17 protein-coding genes are annotated in these 19,832 nt (G+C 33.4%); 8 read left to right on the top strand and 9 right to left on the bottom strand.

The features are described from left to right. Nucleotides 1–87 precede the first annotated feature (87 nt). Nucleotides 88–2,259 carry a DUF2206 domain-containing protein gene (locus MSWAN_RS06665; RefSeq protein ID WP_052296850.1) on the top strand — a complete coding sequence of 724 codons (2,172 nt, stop codon included), beginning with the start codon at nucleotides 88–90 and terminating at the stop codon, nucleotides 2,257–2,259. A 78-nt stretch (nucleotides 2,260–2,337) separates the two neighbouring features. On the opposite strand, the gene MSWAN_RS06660 is transcribed toward MSWAN_RS06665, so the two are convergent. The 5 genes from MSWAN_RS06660 to MSWAN_RS06640 form a co-directional block, all read right to left on the bottom strand. Further along, a complete protein-coding gene (locus MSWAN_RS06660; protein WP_013825857.1) occupies nucleotides 2,338–3,363 on the bottom strand; it encodes a glycosyltransferase family 2 protein in 1,026 nt (341 codons plus the stop codon). Between the two features lie 114 nt (nucleotides 3,364–3,477). Further along, complete coding sequence (locus MSWAN_RS06655) at nucleotides 3,478–4,146, bottom strand: methyltransferase domain-containing protein (RefSeq protein WP_013825855.1); 669 nt, start codon at nucleotides 4,144–4,146, stop codon at nucleotides 3,478–3,480. A 59-nt stretch (nucleotides 4,147–4,205) separates the two neighbouring features. Next, on the bottom strand, nucleotides 4,206–4,766 hold the full coding sequence (locus tag MSWAN_RS06650; protein WP_013825854.1) for a CatB-related O-acetyltransferase: 561 nt from the start codon (nucleotides 4,764–4,766) through the stop codon (nucleotides 4,206–4,208). After that, nucleotides 4,747–5,394, bottom strand: coding sequence for a class I SAM-dependent methyltransferase (locus tag MSWAN_RS06645; protein ID WP_013825853.1), 648 nt, complete (start codon nucleotides 5,392–5,394; stop codon nucleotides 4,747–4,749). Before MSWAN_RS06645 ends, MSWAN_RS06650 begins: the two co-directional genes overlap by 20 nt. A gap of 4 nt (nucleotides 5,395–5,398) precedes the next feature. Next, entirely contained in the window at nucleotides 5,399–6,835 is a 1,437-nt protein-coding gene (locus MSWAN_RS06640; protein WP_013825852.1) for a flippase, read from the bottom strand. 410 nt (nucleotides 6,836–7,245) lie between these two features. Here MSWAN_RS06640 and MSWAN_RS06635 point away from each other — a divergent pair, with 410 nt between their 5' ends. The 3 genes from MSWAN_RS06635 (at nucleotide 7,246) to MSWAN_RS06625 (ending at nucleotide 10,435) form a co-directional block, all read left to right on the top strand. Continuing rightward, a complete protein-coding gene (locus MSWAN_RS06635) occupies nucleotides 7,246–8,394 on the top strand; it encodes an FIST signal transduction protein (protein WP_161597491.1) in 1,149 nt (382 codons plus the stop codon). A 3-nt stretch (nucleotides 8,395–8,397) separates the two neighbouring features. Further along, entirely contained in the window at nucleotides 8,398–9,723 is a 1,326-nt protein-coding gene (locus MSWAN_RS12275; protein WP_013825850.1) for a sensor histidine kinase, read from the top strand. A gap of 472 nt (nucleotides 9,724–10,195) precedes the next feature. Further along, nucleotides 10,196–10,435 (top strand): DUF6677 family protein, encoded by a 240-nt coding sequence (locus MSWAN_RS06625; protein WP_013825849.1) that lies wholly within the window; start codon nucleotides 10,196–10,198, stop codon nucleotides 10,433–10,435. A 134-nt stretch (nucleotides 10,436–10,569) separates the two neighbouring features. On the opposite strand, the gene MSWAN_RS06620 is transcribed toward MSWAN_RS06625, so the two are convergent. Continuing rightward, nucleotides 10,570–11,457, bottom strand: a complete 888-nt coding sequence (locus MSWAN_RS06620; RefSeq protein WP_013825848.1) for a glycosyltransferase family 2 protein — start codon at nucleotides 11,455–11,457, stop codon at nucleotides 10,570–10,572. A gap of 524 nt (nucleotides 11,458–11,981) precedes the next feature. Here MSWAN_RS06620 and MSWAN_RS06615 point away from each other — a divergent pair. Together MSWAN_RS06615 and MSWAN_RS12790 are read left to right on the top strand one after the other, a co-directional pair. Next, nucleotides 11,982–12,728: an ATP-binding protein gene (locus tag MSWAN_RS06615; RefSeq protein ID WP_013825847.1), complete on the top strand. Its 747-nt coding sequence runs from the start codon at nucleotides 11,982–11,984 to the stop codon at nucleotides 12,726–12,728. Between the two features lie 906 nt (nucleotides 12,729–13,634). Next, on the top strand, nucleotides 13,635–13,781 hold the full coding sequence (locus MSWAN_RS12790) for a hypothetical protein (RefSeq protein WP_154645732.1): 147 nt from the start codon (nucleotides 13,635–13,637) through the stop codon (nucleotides 13,779–13,781). 82 nt (nucleotides 13,782–13,863) lie between these two features. On the opposite strand, the gene MSWAN_RS06610 is transcribed toward MSWAN_RS12790, so the two are convergent. The 3 genes from MSWAN_RS06610 to MSWAN_RS06600 all read right to left on the bottom strand — a co-directional run bounded on the left by MSWAN_RS06610 (nucleotide 13,864) and on the right by MSWAN_RS06600 (nucleotide 18,045). Continuing rightward, nucleotides 13,864–15,963 carry a beta strand repeat-containing protein gene (locus MSWAN_RS06610; RefSeq protein ID WP_013825845.1) on the bottom strand — a complete coding sequence of 700 codons (2,100 nt, stop codon included), beginning with the start codon at nucleotides 15,961–15,963 and terminating at the stop codon, nucleotides 13,864–13,866. 1,361 nt (nucleotides 15,964–17,324) lie between these two features. After that, nucleotides 17,325–17,654 carry a hypothetical protein gene (locus tag MSWAN_RS06605; protein ID WP_013825844.1) on the bottom strand — a complete coding sequence of 110 codons (330 nt, stop codon included), beginning with the start codon at nucleotides 17,652–17,654 and terminating at the stop codon, nucleotides 17,325–17,327. A 64-nt stretch (nucleotides 17,655–17,718) separates the two neighbouring features. Beyond that, nucleotides 17,719–18,045, bottom strand: a complete 327-nt coding sequence (locus tag MSWAN_RS06600; RefSeq protein WP_013825843.1) for a hypothetical protein — start codon at nucleotides 18,043–18,045, stop codon at nucleotides 17,719–17,721. A gap of 450 nt (nucleotides 18,046–18,495) precedes the next feature. On the opposite strand from MSWAN_RS06600, the gene MSWAN_RS12630 reads away from it, so the two are divergent. Further along, nucleotides 18,496–18,771 (top strand): hypothetical protein, encoded by a 276-nt coding sequence (locus MSWAN_RS12630; RefSeq protein WP_144011558.1) that lies wholly within the window; start codon nucleotides 18,496–18,498, stop codon nucleotides 18,769–18,771. Further along, a complete protein-coding gene (locus tag MSWAN_RS06595; protein ID WP_083809376.1) occupies nucleotides 18,756–19,826 on the top strand; it encodes a right-handed parallel beta-helix repeat-containing protein in 1,071 nt (356 codons plus the stop codon). The genes MSWAN_RS12630 and MSWAN_RS06595 overlap by 16 nt, the downstream gene beginning before the upstream one ends. Nucleotides 19,827–19,832: the final 6 nt, after the last annotated feature.

The following is a 19,832-nucleotide window of genomic DNA, read 5'->3' as shown; positions in this document are numbered from 1 at the left end:
ATGTTATTTAAAGTTTGTAAAAATTTACTGGACCTATTTTCCAAAGAAACAGGATTTGCTGAAATAATCAACATGTTGGGTGAATAATTGATTAACATACTCCAAATGAATGACTGGGAAATAAAGAAGTTTCTCAAAGTTGTATTAACTGTACAAATCGCAGTACTGGGAATAATATTGTTAGATTTAATGGGACATAAAATTCCTATCCTAAGGGAAGTTATAATCACTTTATACTTGTTATTTATACCTGGAATTCTTCTTCTCAGGATTTTCCGGATACATAAACTTGGAAACATTGAAACATTACTGTACTCTGTGGGATTAAGTATTTTTAGCATCATGTTTTTTGGATTTTTAATTAACATGTTGCCTGCTCTTGGAATTCTTAAACCTATATCAGTAAATGTGTTAATAGTTGCCATCAGTTTATTTGTGGGTTTTTTATGTATCTTAAGTTATGTCATCGATAAGAAATTCTCTCATCCGGATTTTATCAATTCAAAAGACATATTCTCTCCTTATTTTTTATTTATGTGTTTAATTCCTTTCTTAGCAATTTTTGGAACGTATTTGAAGAATTTTAATGCTACAAACATTCTTTTAATGATTTTAATAATTTTAATAGCATTCATGGTGATTGCAGTTGCTTTTAACAAAATTCCGAAGAAATTTTATCCTTTCCTTGTTTTTATCATCTCAATTTCCCTTTTATACCATACTTCCCTGATTTCAATGCAGTTATGGGGTTGGGACATTCAACATGAGTTTTTCCTGGCAAATAAAGTTATTGAATATTCTTACTGGGATCCTTCCCTGCCCTACAATACAAATGCAATGTTGAGTATTGTAATATTAGCTCCGATATTCTCTAAATTAACCGGTATGGACATTACATGGGTTTTCAAACTGATTTATCCTTTGGTATTTTCTCTGGTGCCTCTAGGGTTATACCGGTTTTTCCAGAAACAGACTGATGATAAACTTGCTTTTTTATCTGTTTTCTTTTTAATGGCAATATTCACATTTTATACCGAGATGAACCAACTTGCACGGCAGGAAATTGCAGAATTATTCCTGGTAATGTTGTTCATTTTAATGGTATCGTCGAACATGAAGAAAACAAAGAGGGCTATCCTATCTGTAATATTCGCAATTTCACTAATTGTTTCCCATTATGGACTTTCATACATCTATTTAATGAGTTTGGTCATGGTTTACATCATCCTGATCTTTGTTAAAAGTTCTTTTTTTAAAAAAATTGTCAGAAAGTTTAGACCGAACGTTGATCCCGATTCTAATAATTGGAATCAAACGATATTAACTTCAACATATGTTTTTTTATTTATTGTCTTTGCTTTAACCTGGTACATGTACCTTTCAAGTTCATCTATCATTTATAAAATTTTTAACATAGGAAATCACATAGCCAGCAGTATTTTCACAGATTTTTTAAATCCTGAAGCTGCTCAGGGTGCAGCAGCCATAACATTTAAAACAACGTCTTTATTGCATGAAGTAGCAAAGTATCTCAACTTACTTTTTCAATTTTCAATTTTTATCGGAATTCTGGCACTTTTAATGGGAAGACTGAAAAATTACAGATTTAAAAAAGAATATGTGGTATTTGCTATGGTTAACTTTATCATTTTAATAATAAGCATTGTCGTGCCTTACTTTGCAAGTGCATTAAATATAACCCGATTGTATCACATTACGCTCTTTTTACTGGCACCATTTTCTGTAATAGGTGGTATTATACTCATTAGATTCTTTTTAACAAAAATATCCAATAAATCATGGACAAAAGACCGTGATATCCAATTAAAAATAATATATATGGGTGTTGTTGTTTTATTCTTATTCTATTCAGGTTTTATTTATGAAATTAGTGGTGATAACCCCACTTCATTCTCTTTGAGTAATATTGATTATCCTGTTTTCAATGATCAGGAAGTTCAAGGATTACAATGGCTTTCAACCAACAGGGAACATGGCTATGTCTACGCCGATGGATATAGACTATCTCTTTTAAGTAGATCTTTTACAGTATCAGAGTCCAAAGATATTCCTCAGAACTTTTCCCAATTAAAAACAGATTCTTATATATTCTTGGGTAATTACAATACAAAAACAGGCACTATACTTATTCGTAATAAGAATACAACTACAAAAAATGATTTTTATATGGATTACAGTTCTCTTGCCAACACGAAAAGCCAAATTTATACCAATGGAAATGTGACTATTTATTATTAATATTTTTTAATTGTAAATACAGATAAATAGTACTGTTTCAACAATATTCAATACCAAAAACAGTACCTTTTCAGTCATCTATCTAATACCATCTATAAAACCTGCTAAAAATGATTTTAATAATTTTAAATCTTTATGGTAAAATAAACAAACTGCTATTTTGTACCATATTTCAAATAGGAAAAAATAAAAAAGCGAGGAGATTAGTAGGACCTTATCCTGTTTTTCCATAAACCAGAATTTGTTTCTTGTCATGAGATAAATCTTGGTTTGACTGTCAGCTGCAGCTGAAACTTTATGCCATATACAAGATTTTGGGCTGTAAATACAGTTAAAACCGGATTTTTTTGCCCTGAAACATAATTCTGTCTCTTCCCAGTAACAGAAATAATCGCTGTTGAGTAATCCTACAGTCTCTAAAACAATTTTTTTAATCAGGATACAGGAGCCTGGAACATAGTCAGTTTTCATAATAGAATTACATTGCCCCTTATCTACTTCCCCATCCCCTGTTATAATAAATTTATTCTTTAAAACGTTTAAACGTATAGATGTGGACTGTAAAACAGTAGGATTATGGTAATAATATGTTTTGGGGCCAATTATGCCGTTAAATTGGTTTGATTCTCCTATTTCTACCAGTTCACATAAAAAATTTTCATCGACCACTGTGTCGTTGTTAAGGAGTAAAATGTAGTCTGGATTCATATAATCTAAAACAAATCGAATGCCAATGTTATTTCCCTCTGCAAAACCATAATTATTTTTATTTTTTATTATTGTGATATTATTATTTTTGTATACATTTTTAACCATATTTTTGATATTTAAATAGTTTTTAGGATTCTCAATATCTTTTTTATTGAATTTTACTACTTTAAATGGTTTGTTATCATTTTTATACCTGAAAAATTTGGATTTTATCTTTATATGCCCATTACAATAGTTTATTATCTTATCTACTGAATCATCGTTAGATGAATTATCCACAACTGTAACGGAATAATTCTGGTAACTAATCTGAGAAAGTGACTCAAGACATTCTATAGTATCTTTCCAGCCATTCCAGTTAAGGATCAATATTGAAACTTTTGGTTCTTTCATAAGATTCAGAGATAACTAAATTTATCACTTTATGGATCAAATAACTATTTTTTGGATTAATAACTGTAATTTTTGAGATTGGATAAATTAAACACAGTAAGATGTAGTTTAGACTCATAGCTTCCTGAAAATTTTTTCTTTCAAGAAATCAGGTATTTTATCTGGGTTTTTAATGCCGGATTTCATCAATGAATAAAAATTCAATTGGGACTCTTCATAGGGTGATACTTTCCACTTTTCTTTCCATGATATAATGTCCTCTTTGAAACTGTCCAGATAATAGTTGTAACTTAAATCTTTTGCCCCTATCCCTACTACAGTATGTGGGAAAAGTTCATTTCCTACAAAATCCACGTATTTAAATTTGAAATCCTCTAAAAGGCTCTTAAATCCTTCTGGAGTAAAACGCCAGTAATCTGATGGATGTTCATGGATAGGAAAGTTCATAACTGATGTTATCAGGACGATTCCGTCTGATTTCATTATTCTGTACACTTCTTTGATGGCCTTTCTGGGATATTCAACATGTTCAAATGTGTCCAGTATCAGCACTGTGCCTGCTGATTTTGAACTTAGATCTATGTTATGAAGATCAAGAATAAGATCAACTCCAGGTCCTGATCTCATATCACAACCAAAATATGTTTTTCCAGGAAAAATATGGCGCATATCTGCAAAATCTTTTTGTTCAGGTACTTGAAATGAGCCAAATTCAAAAACAGGTTCTTTAATAGGGTATTTTTCTGAAAAAATTTTCACAAGTTCCTTCACAGATTCTCTCATAAAAATCAACTTCCGCATAATTATTGGAATACATCTTTAAATTTTATAATACCATAATTTTAATCATAAAACTCATCAATAAACTCATCAATTTCGGATGATTGAATCATATCTGCATTTTCTCTGATCTGTTCTATATCCCAATTCCACCATGCTATTTTTTTAAGTGCTTTCCTCTGTTTTTCATTAAAACGATATTTTATATGTTTTGTAGGATTACCTGCCACTATCTCATAATCTCCAACATTTTTAGTCACCATAGAACCGGCTCCAATAATTGCACCATCACCTATCTCAACACCTGGTAAAATAGTAACATTCAAACCGATCCAGACATCATTACCTATTTTAATACCCTTTCCTTTACCAAGAGGATATTTTGAACATTCTTCCTTCATAAATTTTTCTTTGAGAGGATATGTTGTTATCAAATTCATTCTATGGTTTCCATCCACTATTATAACACAATTTTTAGCTATTGAACAGAAATTCCCTATTTTAACCACATATTTATCTGTCCACATGAAAATTTTAGGATTTCCATATGTGTACTTACCTATGATTACGTTTTTCCTTTTTAATTTATCTCTTCTAACGGATTTAATGATTGTTTTCAGCATCACTAAGCTCCTTAACAGATAGCAAACCAAAGGCATAGTTTGGAATTCTGTACGTTATTTTTTGTGTGATATCCGATAGTACCCTAAACGCCATATGTGGCCTGTATCTAGGTTGACTTTTATGCCCTCTCAACATCTTCCAGCCATACATACCATAGATGTCGTAACCTAGATTCCTTAATTCCGGAACAGTCCATCCAGATCGGTGTTTCTGTAATGGATTGCTGTCATACTCATCCTGTGAAACATAACCATTGGTTGTGTATACAATAACCTTTTTTTTAGCCCACACGCCCATATTTTCCATCAATATTAAACCTTCCTTTTTCGTTAAATGCTCAATAACATCCATACATATTACTAAGTCAAAAGAATCAGGTTCAAAATTGGCGTATCTAATATCTGATTTCACGTACTGGTCATGTATCCCTTTTTCTTTACTTCTTTGAATGTAGGGTTCAAAAAGATCCAATCCAACAGAAAATGGAATATTGCAATATTGAATTGGTGAATTATCTCCACATCCAACGTCTAAAACTTTATCAAACCCTGAAATTTCTTTTTTAAAAACTTCCATAGGGTGGGGGAAGACTGAATTGTAAAAAGAATACAAACCTGATTTATTCATAAATTCATCTCCAAATATTGGTCAATATTGTAATATCGTCCTTGTTTACCACTCTGGTTACGTATAAACATGCAAAATATATAATTATGCCCGCTATAATTGGTATTAACAAATTTAAATTTTTGAAATACCACACAGATAATCCCATGACTGCACTTGATAAAATTATTTTTAACATATTATTTAAAATATTCTTTTTTATTATGGTATTACGATAAGTACCTTTACTTAAAACTAAAATGAGTAAAATTAAAACTGTGAATTCTGTAATTACCGTATTGAAACTTGCAGCTATATAACTGAATTTAGGAATGAATACTAGATTAAGTGCTATATTTTCTAGCATACACAGTCCTGTTATTTTTGTTATAACCATCTGTTTGTTTGTGGATTGGTAGAGCTGTATAATGGTTGCGTTTAAAAATGTAAAAACAGTGGCCCATATTAAAATTTGGAGTGCATTAGCAGCTCCTGAATAATTATTTCCAAATAATATATTGATTATATTACTGGATAAGATACTTACTCCTAATCCCATTGGAATACCTATAATTAACATTAATTTAAAATATTTTTCAAAAATTTTGCTGATTGGTTTATTTGATGAAACATAAAATCTGGACATTACAGGGAAAACTGCAACATTTATAACGTTGGGGATGAATAATAGGATGATTATAATTCTGTATGCTGCATTATAAAGTCCTACTGCAATGTTTCCCTGCATAAAAAATAGCATTATGGAATCTATCCAGACATACACAGTGGCAAAAACTCCTATCAATCCAAACTGCAGTGACAGTCCGATCACAGATCTCCAGAAATCCCAGTTTACCTCAAATTTTGGAAAAACAAAGTTATTAGATGATATCCTCAAATTATAAATCAATGTAAGTCCTGAAACAACAGAATAAATAAATGCAAATCCAATAACATTAAATTTAAATGCCATAGCAAGAAAAACACCTATCAACATTAATGAACTATTAAGAATAACCGCTATGGATTGGTATTTAAGGATTTCATATCCTTGGAACATTGCATAGAACATCAATGAAAATGTTGAGAAAACAAAGGACAAAACAATGAAGTAAATGACAAATACTTCTGTAGTTGAATTATATGTCAAGTTTAATATCAAAACCGTTAAAATCAGGAGTAATGTAGCAAGAACCAGTTTGATAGAAAAAATGTTGTTTATATACTCTGAGGTTTTAGATCGGTCTCTGGCTATTTCTCGTGTCATCAATGTGTTTAAACCTAAATCTGTGAATATTCCAAGCACACTTGAAAGTGCAAGGGCAAAGGAGAATATTCCAAAGTTTTCCACACCCAAATAACGGGCCATGTATATTGTATAAATAAATCCCATGGCATAACTTAGAACCTGGGAGATTAAGAGTAAACTCGTATTTTTTGCTATTTTTTTTGCCGTGCCCATATATTCCCTCTTCTTCAATGTGTAGTATATTTCTATGTAAATTTATTATTAAACTCTACTATTCAATCTGTTGGTAAAGTTAAATAAAGAACCAATGTAACCATCAAAACAGTGATTCATAGTTTGATAAGCAATGATAATTAGGTTAAATTACGTTAATTTAATATAAAAGAAAAGTTAGTGGGATACATTATTTTGCATTATATTATAAAAACTGTTATTCCTAATAATTATCAACATTCTCTCAGAAAATAGGACAGTTTATATAATAAATGATGGTAAAAGTAAAGATTAATTAATATTAATTTGTTCATGGCGGCACTCTGTGTTGCTGACGGCTGTATGGGATAATGGCGGGGAATGGGCAGCAGATAATAGTTCTTAACAGAAGTTTAATGTTAGGTGATTTTTTGAAGTTTGGAATCGGTTTCAGCTCAAAAGAAGATTCAAAATCTGCAGCAGTTGAAGCAATTAATACAGCCTTAAAAAGTTTTAGAGTTTTTGAAGACCCTGTTTTTTCAATGATATTCACAACCGCTGGTTACGACCAGGAAGCTGTGGTTAAAACAGCAAAGGAACTTCTTGGAAACTCCAAGTTTGCAGGTATCTGTGGAGGTGGTATTTTAACATCCCATGGAATGCTGGATCAGGGTGTTGGTGTCCTGACGGTTGCAGGTAAACTAAAAGCTGAAACAACCCTCCAAATATGTGGAAATACCGATCCACGGGAGGTTGGTGAGACTGCAGGAAGAGACCTTCTAAAAAGTGGTATTTCAGAGGGTACTGTTTTTATCTTTCCTGAAAGTCTTTCAAAAAATATTTCAGAAATGATAACAGGTCTCTACAACATCATGGGACCTGATTACACCTACGTTGGAGGAGGTTCAGGTGACAACTTCAACTCCAAAAATTCATACCAGTTCACAGATGAAGGTGCAGAGGAGGGAGCCCTTGCAGTTGCCCTTGTGGACGGCCTGTCCATAAAAACATGTTTGGGTCATGGATGGAAGCCCAAGATGGTGCCCCTGATTATGAACCAGGTTCACGATAAAAGAATTTTCGAAATCAACGGAAGAACAGCATGGGATATTTACTGTGAAGAAGCTGACGCATTCAATCCCTATGAACTCAAAAAGTACGGCATACCCAATCCACTGGGCTTTCCTGATCTTTCAGGTAACTACCTGATAAGGGATCCAATAGAGATAAACCCCGACGGTAGTATGGATTTCATAACAGAGATCTCAAGGTACTCTGTGGGTTACCTGATGGAGGCAGATCTTGAAGCTATTCTTCAAAACACAAGGGAAGTTGCACTACGTACACTCAAATCTGGTAAAAAGCCAAGTTTTGTACTGGTATTCAACTGTCTTTTCCGTTACAACATTGTGAACAGGGAATTTAAAGAAGAATTTGATGTTTTAAAGGATGTTTTTGGGGAAGATGTTCCGATATTTGGAGTTTTAACCTTTGGAGAGGTGGGCAGTTACTTTGATGTGCCCATACTGCAGAACAAATCATTAATAATAACCGCAGTGTACGATGATATGGGGGATTGAACTGTGGATGAACCGGACCGGCAAAGAAATCTTTCAGGGAAAAATAAGGAACAGGCGGATCTTTCGAAGCAAGATAAGCCCTCCCAGAAACAAGTTATTTCAAAGGAGGATGAACCCTCCCAGAAACAGGCTGTTTCAAATGAAGATAAGTCCCCTAAGAAATGGAATGTTTCAAAGGGGAACAAGTCATCTGGAAGGCAGATTGTTTCAGATGGGGATAATTCCTCCAAGGAACAAATTGTTTCAAAGAGGGATAAATCATCCAAAGAACAACTAACTCCTTCAGAGAGGGAATCAGGAAAAAGACTTCTTTCAGAACTCTCAGTTATCTACAGTATCTCTTCACTATCTTCTTTTCACCGGGAAGAAGAGCTGCTGCATGCAACTGTAAACATGGCAACTCTACTTCTGGGTGTTCGCTACTTTGGACTTGTCGCACTCTGCGGTGATGGATACCATGTAATGGCATCAAGCGGTTTTAAGGATCCCGCTCTGTTGATCAAAAAGATCGAGGAGGGAAAACCCAACCAGTTCCTCTTTTCATTTAACTGTGAAAAGCCCATGATACTTTTTATGGAACGTAACAACTCCATAACAGATAGGGAGAGAAGAGTTTACACAATATTTGCAAATGGCATTCAAACAGCACTTTCAAACGCTTTCACCCTTAAAGAAAAGGAGAAAGCTGAAAAAGAGCTTAAAACTTCATTAAATGAGAAAGAACTGCTTTTAAAGGAGATCCACCACCGCGTTAAAAACAACATGCAGATCATCTCAAGCATGCTCTCGCTCCAGTCCAACTACGTGGAAGGTGAAGCCGTGAACGTTCTAAAGGAGAGCCAGAACCGGGTTAAGTCCATGGCAATAATCCATGAGAAACTCTACCAATCCAACGATCTAACCCATATAAACTTCAAAGAATACATAGAAAGTTTGTTATATTACCTTTCTGATTCTTACACCGGAAATTCTGGGGCTGTAACAATTAAGCTGGGTGTTGAGGAGATCTTTCTCGGAATAGAAACTGCAGTGCCTCTGGGTTTAATAATAAATGAACTGGTATCAAACAGCTTAAAATATGCATTTCCACATGGTGAAGGTGAAATAACTTTAAAACTGCACAGAAGACCTGAAGGGTTCGAACTTCAGATATCAGATAACGGGATTGGAATGCCCGAGGAAATAGATTTCACAACAACAGAGTCCTTGGGTCTGCAGCTTGTATCGGCACTTGTGAATCAGCTTGACGGGACTGTTAAGCTTAAAAGAGAAAATGGAACATGTTACCAGATAAAGTTCAAGGAGCTGAAGTACAAGGACAGGATATGAGAAAAAACCATTTTTTAGGTTAGAACATATTATGATTAAATATTTGAATTCACTGATTATTGAGGTGGATTAGCTTAATTTGAGGGTTGATTAACTTTAATTTGAGGGTTGATTAACTTTAATTTGAGGGTTGATTAGCTTAATCCAATTGTTCACAGATAAATATTCGCTTAAAATTAAATTAAGATGCTTAAAATTGAAATAAATATTTAGATTGTAGATCTTAATTTTAACTGGAAGATGAATCTAAAACTTGTAACGGATGACTGAATTTAAACTCCGTATTAAATCATTAAATCTAAACCCAGTAGTAAATCATTAAATTTACGTATAAAACTTAATTAAATCGAATTTTTTCGAAAAACTTATTTGTATGGTTGTTAAAGTAAATTTAAGTATTTAAGTACAGCTTGATTTTATAAAGATTTGTACAAAAATAGTGGAATGTACAAAAATAGTGGAGGTAAAAACAATGAGGATAGTGATGACCCCAGCGTTAGCAGCATTGGCTTCTTTTGTAATTCCCGGACTAGGTCAGATGCTTTCTGGTAAATTCAAGAGAGGTTTAATATTCCTGGTTCCTGTAACAATACTTTATTTATTATACTACAAGTTCCCAATAGTCGGTCTTGTAATCTTTGTGCTGGTTATATACGCAACGTACGACGCATACAAGATCACCAAAGCAAAAGAATCCTTAACAACGTCTTAAACAGCTTTGCAACATTAAAATGTTGGTTTGCAACAATTATATTAAAGATATTTTCTATTCTTTTCTGACTGTAAATACATGGAATAGATCTGGATTTAAACTGGAGTAATCTTAAATAAAAAAATAGAGAAGAATCATTTATTATTCAGGTTGTAGTTGATCATTCTCGTCATGGTGTCCAGTATTATTCCTGTAAATGATATGAAAATACCGGTTATGCAGATCAAACCAGCAACAACTGTTGGTGCCAGGCTTCTGCTTTCCCCGCCCAGATAATCCCCAAAGAAGATCAGACCTGCTACTAATCCTATTAAGATCAGTATGAGTCCGGGCATTGTGAAGTAGTAGAGCGGTCTGTTGAATTCCATGTCGTTAATTACCTTAATTAAAACACCTACACCGTGGCTTATCGGGTTTCTTTTGTTGTTGGCCACGTCGTACCTGACACCTATTTCCACTTCTTTTATCCTTAGACCTGCATTTGAAGCTTCTGTTAACATCTCACTTTCAATGCCGAAACCCATTTGCCGAAACCTGAATGCGGGAATTGAATGTACTGCGAAGGCTCTGAAACCGCTTTGGCTGTCAGTTATATGGGTTCTGCCGTTTATGTTAGTTGCTATATCTAGCACGCTTTGACCCACCCTCCTGTACTTTGGAGTGTTTTTTTCTCCCCCATTAAGGTATCTACTACCGTTTACAACGTCTGCTTCCCCGTTGATTATAGGTTCTATGAGTAATGGTATCTGTGAAGGGCTGTGCTGGCCGTCGGCATCCACAGTAACAATGATATCTGAACCATTAACTGCGTCAAAACCAGTTTTGAGGGCTGCACCCTTTCCCAGGTTTTCAAGGTGCTTTATAACCTCTGCTCCTGCCATATCTGCTATGTATGCAGTATTGTCAGTACTTCCGTCATCAACCACTATTACACGGTTTACATGTTTTTTTGCACTTAAAACAGTACTTCCGATCGATACCTGTTCGTTGTATGCAGGTAATATTGCTGTTATATGTGTCATTTAATTTTGTCCTTCCATCCATTTTTGCAATCGTATTAAAAATACGATCTAATAACTTATTTAGATTATATTGACCATCTTTTATATATTTTTATAAACAAAACCCAATGATCACATGAAAACCTTTTAATTAATTTATTATATTTCATTAATTGCCCAATAATGATCTAAATCATTGTCATGCTTACTCTAATTTTTAATATTATAAATGTTACTGTTATGATCTTGTGGGGGGTATTAATTTCAAATAATAAATAATGAACTTTTTATTATCGCAGTTACTGTGTTGCTTGATGATTTTTTCAGGGGATTTTTGACGTGACGATATAATATATGACGAGATCTAATCAGATCCTGTTGTGTTGGTTGAAATTGCCTTCAAAGTCGTATCTCTATACATATCCAAAAAATAAAAAAGTTTTAAAAACCTTAAATTATATGTGCCATGATATTGTAGGGTCCTAACTTATGATAACTCTGGATCATGAAACAGGTTATATCTTTTAAACAAAAGAACATTAAATATGCCTAAATTCAAGGTTAGTTCGAGTGGGGACAATACAAACTTTGTGAGCACGGCTTCCTACAGAAAGCTTTCTAAAAAATTTCAAAGCTTAAAAATAGATAAGGGAAGAATAATCCATGTTTTAGGGGCTCCTGGAACCGGTAAATCAACCAATATTCACAGGGCCCTGGGTGAGTTAAACCTTAACGTGTTTGAATTCGAGTTTGAGCTTTCAAATGATTCAATGAGCTCAAAAGAGGTTTTTTGTGAATTTTTAAAATCACTTGAAGAACAACTGGGTGTAAATTCAAAAGAGGAAAGTTATAAACGTCTCTTGGACTTTGATGTTGTACTCTTTGCAGATAAGTTTCATGATATTCATTATATTGAACATGGTAAGGTGGGCTTCAGCATGTGGACAGACACTGTTGGATGGCGAGCTGCCCATTTTTATATTCTGTGCATTGCAGAGTACATAAGACACCGCAGGAACTTTCAGGACATGAACCTTGTATTCCAGACAGCCTGGAGAACTTATTTCAGGGGTAAGAAGTACGATATCTTTACTGATCTGGGTGTTTTATCCCGAATTATTAGGGGATTTCTTAAGTTACTCTTTGAAGTGGTTGAGATTTCATATTCTGAGGAAGAAACAATAGAAATTGTTAAAAACCATGTTGATGCCAGCGAAGCTGATATTAAAGATCTCATAAAAAAGTACGGACGTAAACCTCGTTTTATCTGCCAGGAATTGGAGAATAATTAAGAAGGAATAATCAGAATATTTTTTTAAATTAAGTCATTCAGCTTTTGATCTTTTATCTATCTAGGCTAAGAGATGTCCCTAACAAATCATAGAGTTTTTTTAAGGGAATATAATAAGATATTGCCATTTTAAAGGAATATAATCTATTTTAAGGGAGTATAATCTATTTAAAGGAATATAATTTAAAACTAATACTCTTTAAGGAAATATGGTGAAATAGTGCTCTTAAAGGGTATAGTTTAAAATACTGCTTGAAAATAATGGTAAAAAGAGTTTTTATAGAATGAGGCGTCCAAGGGCGTTTGATTGCCCTCTTTACCCCAACACAAACAAAAAATGTTTGCTACTACTGCTACCTGCCAAGTAACGTATTAAGTGGATCTAACCTTGTATTAATAGTTTGTGGTTATACTAAGATCTTTATTATCTGCCTAAACACCTCAGAAGTGTTTTAATAATCCCTACTGGTATAGATCAAATTTAAAAAGAAGAATTTAAACTTTGAAAGTCTAAAAATGTTCTAAATTTAAAAAAAATGCTTTGAATCGATCACTAGTTTAATGGACGTATTATTCTTTCTTGTTTATGAGTTCGCATAATAGAATAATGGATTGCAAAGTGGGGTAAACGTTTTTTTTTAGTAATTATCAATTTTGTATAGAAAATTTTTCATGTGGGCTACTTTTTTATTTTCATGCACTCTCTAACACAAAAATGATAGGATATATGGACTAAAACAGGGTTGGAATAAACATGGATGAGAAGTAAATAGTTGATTTTTGGTTTGAACTACAGGACCGGGCTTACTGGCGTGCTGATCATGAGAAGTTAAAAAAAGTTTACCTGAAAGCTTTACCTTACCTTTCCCTGGATGGTGCAGAAGTTAAGGATGTTAAAACTGAAGAATTGAAAAAATATGAAACTGCTATGGATGAGTTTGAAGATATAAAACGAGAAATGGAAGATTATAAAGAGTTTGCACCTTTAATAAAGGTTTTCATGGAAGATGAGGAGATTCAGAAGCGTGTTGAGGAACTTTTGAAGGAGAAATAGGATGTGTTATTTTTACTTTAAACTTTTTTAAAATCCTTTTTTGACCGACTGTTTTAAAAAAAATAAAAGGGTTAAAATGTTTTTATTGTTTCCTTCGTGGTAGCATTCCACTGAATATGGCTAAGATTGCTAGTGCTAATCCTGCTAATGGTGCACCTGTGTGTTGCATGCTGATTGTTTGTGTTGCTGCGTTTACTGTGCTTGGAATGTTGTTTCCATTAGTGTTATTATTATTGTTAGATTTGTTAATTATGATTAATGTTGATTCAAGTTGATTGTCAATTGTCGCTGTAACATTTTCATTACCACTGTTAGCTGCTGTGAACATTGTTATGGCTGTGCCGTTTGTCAATGTGGTTGATATTGTGTTTAAACTGCCTAACCTGGTATTTAACAGGTTAAAGGTTACCACGGTTCCATCAGGCACATGACCGTTTACTGGGTCATGGTATCCTCCCTTGGAATCGTGTTGTAAGTCAGCAGTTACAATAGACTTACCCCCAATAAGTATGGAGGAATTATCATTTGTAACAGTCAAAACAAGCCAAGGAGAAACATTCACATCATTACTAACATGGTTTGAAGGATTGTCGTTAGATCCCCACCAATTATACCTGGCATCTACCATTCCATGATCATTGTAGATTTCGTTTGAACCGTTGTTTATGATCCCGCTGAATGATATTGTTGCGTTACCTCCGGAATTATGGAATATTCCACCGTTAGGGGCTGTGTTACCTGTGAATGTGCTGTTTGTTACTGTTATTGTGCTGTTTGAGTTTCCGCTTAAGTAGTTGTAGAGAACTCCTCCTTTTTCTTGTGCTGTGTTGTTTGTGAATGTACTGTTGTTTACGTTTAATGTTCCTTGGTCATTGCAGATGGCTCCTCCTGCGTTGGTTACGTTGTTATCTGTGAAGTTAGAGTTAGTAATGTTTGCTATTCCTGAGTTACAGATGGCTCCCCCATATTCTGCATGGTTCCGTGTGAATTTGGAATTACTCACAGTGAGTGTGGTTCCACTACCGTTATTGCGAATAGCACCGCCGCCCGTTTTAGAAGTGTTCTGTGTGAATTTGGAGTTACTCACAGTAATTGTAGTCCCACTGTAACTGTAGATAGCTCCACCAGCGTTGTCAGTTGCAGCATTTCCAGTGAACTCAGATTTATTAATATTCAAGATTGCACCGTCATTGTAGATAGCTCCGCCTCCAGTACCTGTACCAATAGCAGTAGCAGTATTACCACTGAAATTAGATGAGTCTATATCCAATATTCCCTCATTGTAAATAGCTCCACCATTAAGCGCAGCGTTATCTGTGAATGTACTGTTTTCCACAGTCAAACTACTATTATAGTTGAAAATGGCTCCACCACCGTAATTTGCGGTGTTACCTGTGAATGTACTGTTTTCCACAGTCGAACTACCACTATTGTTGCATATGGCTCCACCAGCAGTTGCGATGTTGTTTGTGAATGTACTGTTCTCCACAGTCATATCCCCATCATTTTTGGAGATGGCTCCACCATTGTTTGCTGCGTTGCCTGTGAATGTACTGTTCTCCACAGTTAAACTACCACCATTATTGTAGATGGCTCCACCATCAACGTTTGCGATGTTGTTTGTGAATGTACTGTTCTCCACAGTCAAACTACCAACATTGTTGAAGATAGCTCCACCATACTCATTTACGGTGTTGTTTGTGAATTTAATGTTCCTCACAGTTAAAGTTCCATGATCGTTGAAGATGGCTCCACCATCGATTGTGGTTGCGTTTGTTAGTGTTAAGTTGGTTATAGTGACTGTTACTCCTGATGCTATTGTGAATATACTGTTTCCGGATTTTTGTCCGTTTATTATAGTCCCACTTTGGCTTTCACCTACTATGTTCATATTTTTGTCAATGATAATGTTGGATTCATTGTAGATTCCATTTGCAATGTATACATTTCCACCAGTGGTTACTGTACCTGTTGCGTTTTTTATTGTTGCTTTAGGCCCGCTTCCCGTTGTACTATTATAGGTTGTTGATTGTCCATCCCAGATATCATTACCCGTTGTACTGACATACATGGTTGAATTATCACCTGGAGTAGCAGCGCTTGCTGCTCCTAATCCGAAACTGATGAAAATCATGAGACCTAAAAGTAACAACGGAATTTTTAAGTGTTTACTTGTTTTCATAAGCCTTTTTCACCTCCTTTTATAATTGATAAATTATTTTTTTTTGGAAATTAAATACTAGAAAAATGGGTGAAAATGAAATGAAAACTTCTGGAAAACTTCTGTAAATCACTTAAATTCCACAAAACAAAATATATATGAATTGGAAATACTGTTTTTAATGTTGAATCCTGTTAATATCACCCTTAATATAATATTTTAAGTCCTAATTAAGAGCTATCACAGATAGCTCAATATAAAACTTACTATTTGCTCCTAAAAAATAATATATAAATACCAAATTCCATTTAACATAAGTTATTCTAATTTTAAATCAAAAAACGCTAATAAAATCTCTAAAACTAGATATGACTTCAAAAAAGCGAGTTTATAAAAGTGGACCTTAATTCTCTCAAGACTTTTCATGGATCTGTCCATATTCCTCTTTTTTAATAACTTATTATATTAAATTAATAATATTTTATATGGTCAGTATTATGTTAACTTCGATAGATAAAATCGAAATAACCTTTCGAGAGTTAAATCAGCCAATAAAAAAGGACTTCAGCAAATTTCTTATACCAATTATCTTTATTGTCTTTTGGAAGCTTATTTCTTTCATTCTCACATTTAGATATGGCATCCACTATTGCAATTTTACCAATTTCTGTGAACTCTTCATCATCTTGATACTTTAAAAAAGAGTCTATAGAAGGTTGTGGAGCCTTGAAAAATATGTGTTAAAGTCTGAAACAGAGTTTGTGTCTAATCCCAGTTCATTAACCCAACCGGAATCAGTACGTACCATTTTGTCTAAATTTTCAATTATAATATTTTTTATTGACTCCTATAGGATACCCATATGGAGCACTAGCCCCCGCTCCTAAAACCAAAACAGTTGATTCTTCAAACATGAAATAAAATAAGATTGTTAAATATAAAACATTATTCAATTAATGATTAAGTAACTTTTGCACATGAATATTTAACACAAAAAAAGAGATCAAACAAAGAAATTAACATGTCTGAATCTATTGAGAAAATGTTTAAAATTGTTCTCAACTCCAAAAATAAGAACAAAAAAATCAACATAACTCCTAGAAAATATTGTTTAAAATAATAACTCCTATTTTTAGGAGAAAATACTTTTTTAATAAAATTTTTAAGATTATCTAATCTAATTTTTTCTCTTATTTTTAAAGTATTATAAAATTTATTCAGAGTGGGTGTGGAGAGATCCCAAAGATAAGTAAATAATTCAATTAATAAATAAAAAATCAAGGTATCCTGGAAGCTGCATATACTGTTTAGAAAGATAATTTCCTCTTCAATTGAATTTATAGTGAGAAAAAAAGATTTAAAAATAAGAGTATATTTGGAAGTTAGTGGATGAATCCAATTAAGCCAAGTTTATTGTTCAGAGTAGTTCCAGTAATAACATATTCAGCTGTCTCATCAGATGTGTTATCATAGATCAATTCTCTGTTGGCCAAGTTATCTTTTCCTGCTACAACGAAAACTTTTAATTTAATATGGGTTCCGTTCGGAATAGCAAAGTCCCCTGGATCGACTTTTTTTGTAGCACCTACTGTTATATCTCTACTTTTGGTTGAATCCTTCCAATCAGCACCATCATAATATTTAAACTGTATTTTAGCAACGAAGCCTCCGCCATTATGAAGAGAAACGCTTCCAACTTTTTCTAAGTCCATACTAAATCACTCCTGTTCAAATATGTTTAATATCATAGTATTTCCTAGATTAATGAGTATTAGTTTATTTAGATTCAATTAAGCCAAGTTTATTGTTCAAAGTAGTTCCAGTAATAAGGTAATTTGCAGTCTCAGAGTAACTTTTATCATAAATAAACTGTTGATTAGCTAAGTTATCATACCCTGCTACAACGAAAACTTTTAATCTAGTAGGAACTCCATTTGGAACACCATATTCCCCTGGATCAGCTTTTTTCGTAACCCCCAGTGTGATATCACTTCCCTTTTTGGAATATTTCCAAGCACCATCTTCCAAGTATTTAAACTGTATTTTAGCAACGAAGCCTCCCCCATTATGGAGGGAAAAACTTCCAACTTTTTCTAAGTCCATATTAAATCACCTCTGTTTAAGTATCCTGATATTATATTAAGTGAATATTTTAATAACATATAAAGGTTTTGATAATATAATAAACTATTTACAAAAAATGTTAATTATAACTGAAAAATGTTAATTAATAATTAATTAATAAATAAGTAAAAAATCAAGGGTATCCTGGAAGCTGTATATACCGTATATTTGTATATACCGTATATACCAAAATTCAGTTAGCTTTGATCTCAAGGTCAATAATAATTCGTTTTTTTGAAAAATTATTTCTGTTAACATGTCCCAATTATATACAAGAGTGGATAGTTGCCCATGTGGTGGATTTTATATAGGAAAGCGTTTAAAAAGTTGATTATTGACTTTATAAAGTTCTTTTTTTTAATCGATAAGTACAATTTTTCATATAGAAAAAAATTATCCATAAATTATGTTTAATTTGTTGATGTATTATTGGTCTTGACTATTTTATCGCTGGCGGGCACATCTTCGGCGGCCAGTTATACTGTAAATAACAGTAGTTATCTTACTATTTTTACTCCTACTGGAATTGCAAGTGAATTTAGTTTGGATGGTGCTAATTATACCTTTGAAGATGGAGATACTTTCACATTCATGGATGGTGTCTATGATGATGTGAAAATCATTTTAGATAAACCTGTGACTCTTTTAGCCAATGGAAGTGTTAATCTCATTATGATGGCAGTAGCCATATTATACAGATTTTAAACACGTCTAAAAATACATTTGTTTCTGGATTTTATATTAATGGGTCTTTAGCTGTAGCAGCAGATAATGTAACTATAACTAATAACAGCATAGTGTCTTCCACAAGAGATGGCATTTTAGTTTCAGGAGCCAATGTTATTGTTTCCAATAATATAATTAATGGCAGTAACTTATTTGGAGTGAAATCTTATGGAGACAATACACGTATTGAAAATAATACCATTAATTCCAGTGGAGAAGATGGTATAAACTCTGCTGGAACTAATGTTGTCATGAAAAATAATACCATCCACTACAGCAAGTCTAATGGAATAAATTCCACTGGAAATAATGCTTATTTGGATACTAATACTGCAACATATAACACTGCCAACGGAATCAGTTCATCCGGAGCCAACGTTACTATATATAACAGCACAGCCAGCTACAATAACAAATCCGGAATTTATTCTGAAGGGAATAAAGCCACCATATCTCAAGATTATACCCACTATAACAGTAATGGAATATACATCTCAGGAAACAATAATTCAGTTAATAACTCATATGCGTATTCCAATTATATGAATGGAATATATGTTTCAGGAAACAACAATACTGTTACCAATTCAGCTACTTATTTAAATAGTTACTCAGGTTTTAATTCTGCAGGACAGGGAAATACTTTTGAATCTGTACAGTCCGCATATAATTCCAGGGATGGTATTCATATAACTGGTGAAAAAAATACAGTATCATCTGCAACACTTAGTTACAACACCATGAATGGAATTTACACTACCGGGATCAATGCTTATTTGTTTGGTATTAATGCAACCAGCAACAAGCAGAATGGAATCTATTCTACAGGAAACAATGTCCGTATTGTATGGGTATCATCTGCTAATTCCAATTCCTTGAATGGTATTTATACTACAGGGAATAACGCTTATTTAGACTATGTTGTAGCTGATAAAAATGGACAAAACGGAATATACAGCACAGGCGATTCTTCCTATATATATATTACGTACCCAGTGCCAGTAACAACACAGGAAATGGAATATACACTGTAGGTAAAA

The organism is Methanobacterium paludis (assembly GCF_000214725.1).
In the GTDB taxonomy this organism is placed as follows: domain Archaea; phylum Methanobacteriota; class Methanobacteria; order Methanobacteriales; family Methanobacteriaceae; genus Methanobacterium_C; species Methanobacterium_C paludis.
The sequence above is the reverse complement of the archived record's forward strand: the minus strand, read 5'-3'. Positions and strand labels throughout refer to the sequence as shown.

Coding starts and splice junctions, on each gene's coding strand:
- MSWAN_RS06605 (WP_013825844.1), bottom strand. CDS start 17,654: ATGGACTTAGAAAAAGTTGGAAGCGTTTCTCTTCATAATGGCGGAGGC.
- MSWAN_RS06600 (WP_013825843.1), bottom strand. CDS start 18,045: ATGGACTTAGAAAAAGTTGGAAGTTTTTCCCTCCATAATGGGGGAGGC.
- MSWAN_RS06640 (WP_013825852.1), bottom strand. CDS start 6,835: ATGGGCACGGCAAAAAAAATAGCAAAAAATACGAGTTTACTCTTAATC.
- MSWAN_RS06655 (WP_013825855.1), bottom strand. CDS start 4,146: ATGAGAGAATCTGTGAAGGAACTTGTGAAAATTTTTTCAGAAAAATAC.
- MSWAN_RS06645 (WP_013825853.1), bottom strand. CDS start 5,394: ATGAATAAATCAGGTTTGTATTCTTTTTACAATTCAGTCTTCCCCCAC.
- MSWAN_RS06625 (WP_013825849.1), top strand. CDS start 10,196: ATGAGGATAGTGATGACCCCAGCGTTAGCAGCATTGGCTTCTTTTGTA.
- MSWAN_RS06620 (WP_013825848.1), bottom strand. CDS start 11,457: ATGACACATATAACAGCAATATTACCTGCATACAACGAACAGGTATCG.
- MSWAN_RS06615 (WP_013825847.1), top strand. CDS start 11,982: ATGCCTAAATTCAAGGTTAGTTCGAGTGGGGACAATACAAACTTTGTG.
- MSWAN_RS06650 (WP_013825854.1), bottom strand. CDS start 4,766: ATGCTGAAAACAATCATTAAATCCGTTAGAAGAGATAAATTAAAAAGG.
- MSWAN_RS06610 (WP_013825845.1), bottom strand. CDS start 15,963: ATGAAAACAAGTAAACACTTAAAAATTCCGTTGTTACTTTTAGGTCTC.
- MSWAN_RS06660 (WP_013825857.1), bottom strand. CDS start 3,363: ATGAAAGAACCAAAAGTTTCAATATTGATCCTTAACTGGAATGGCTGG.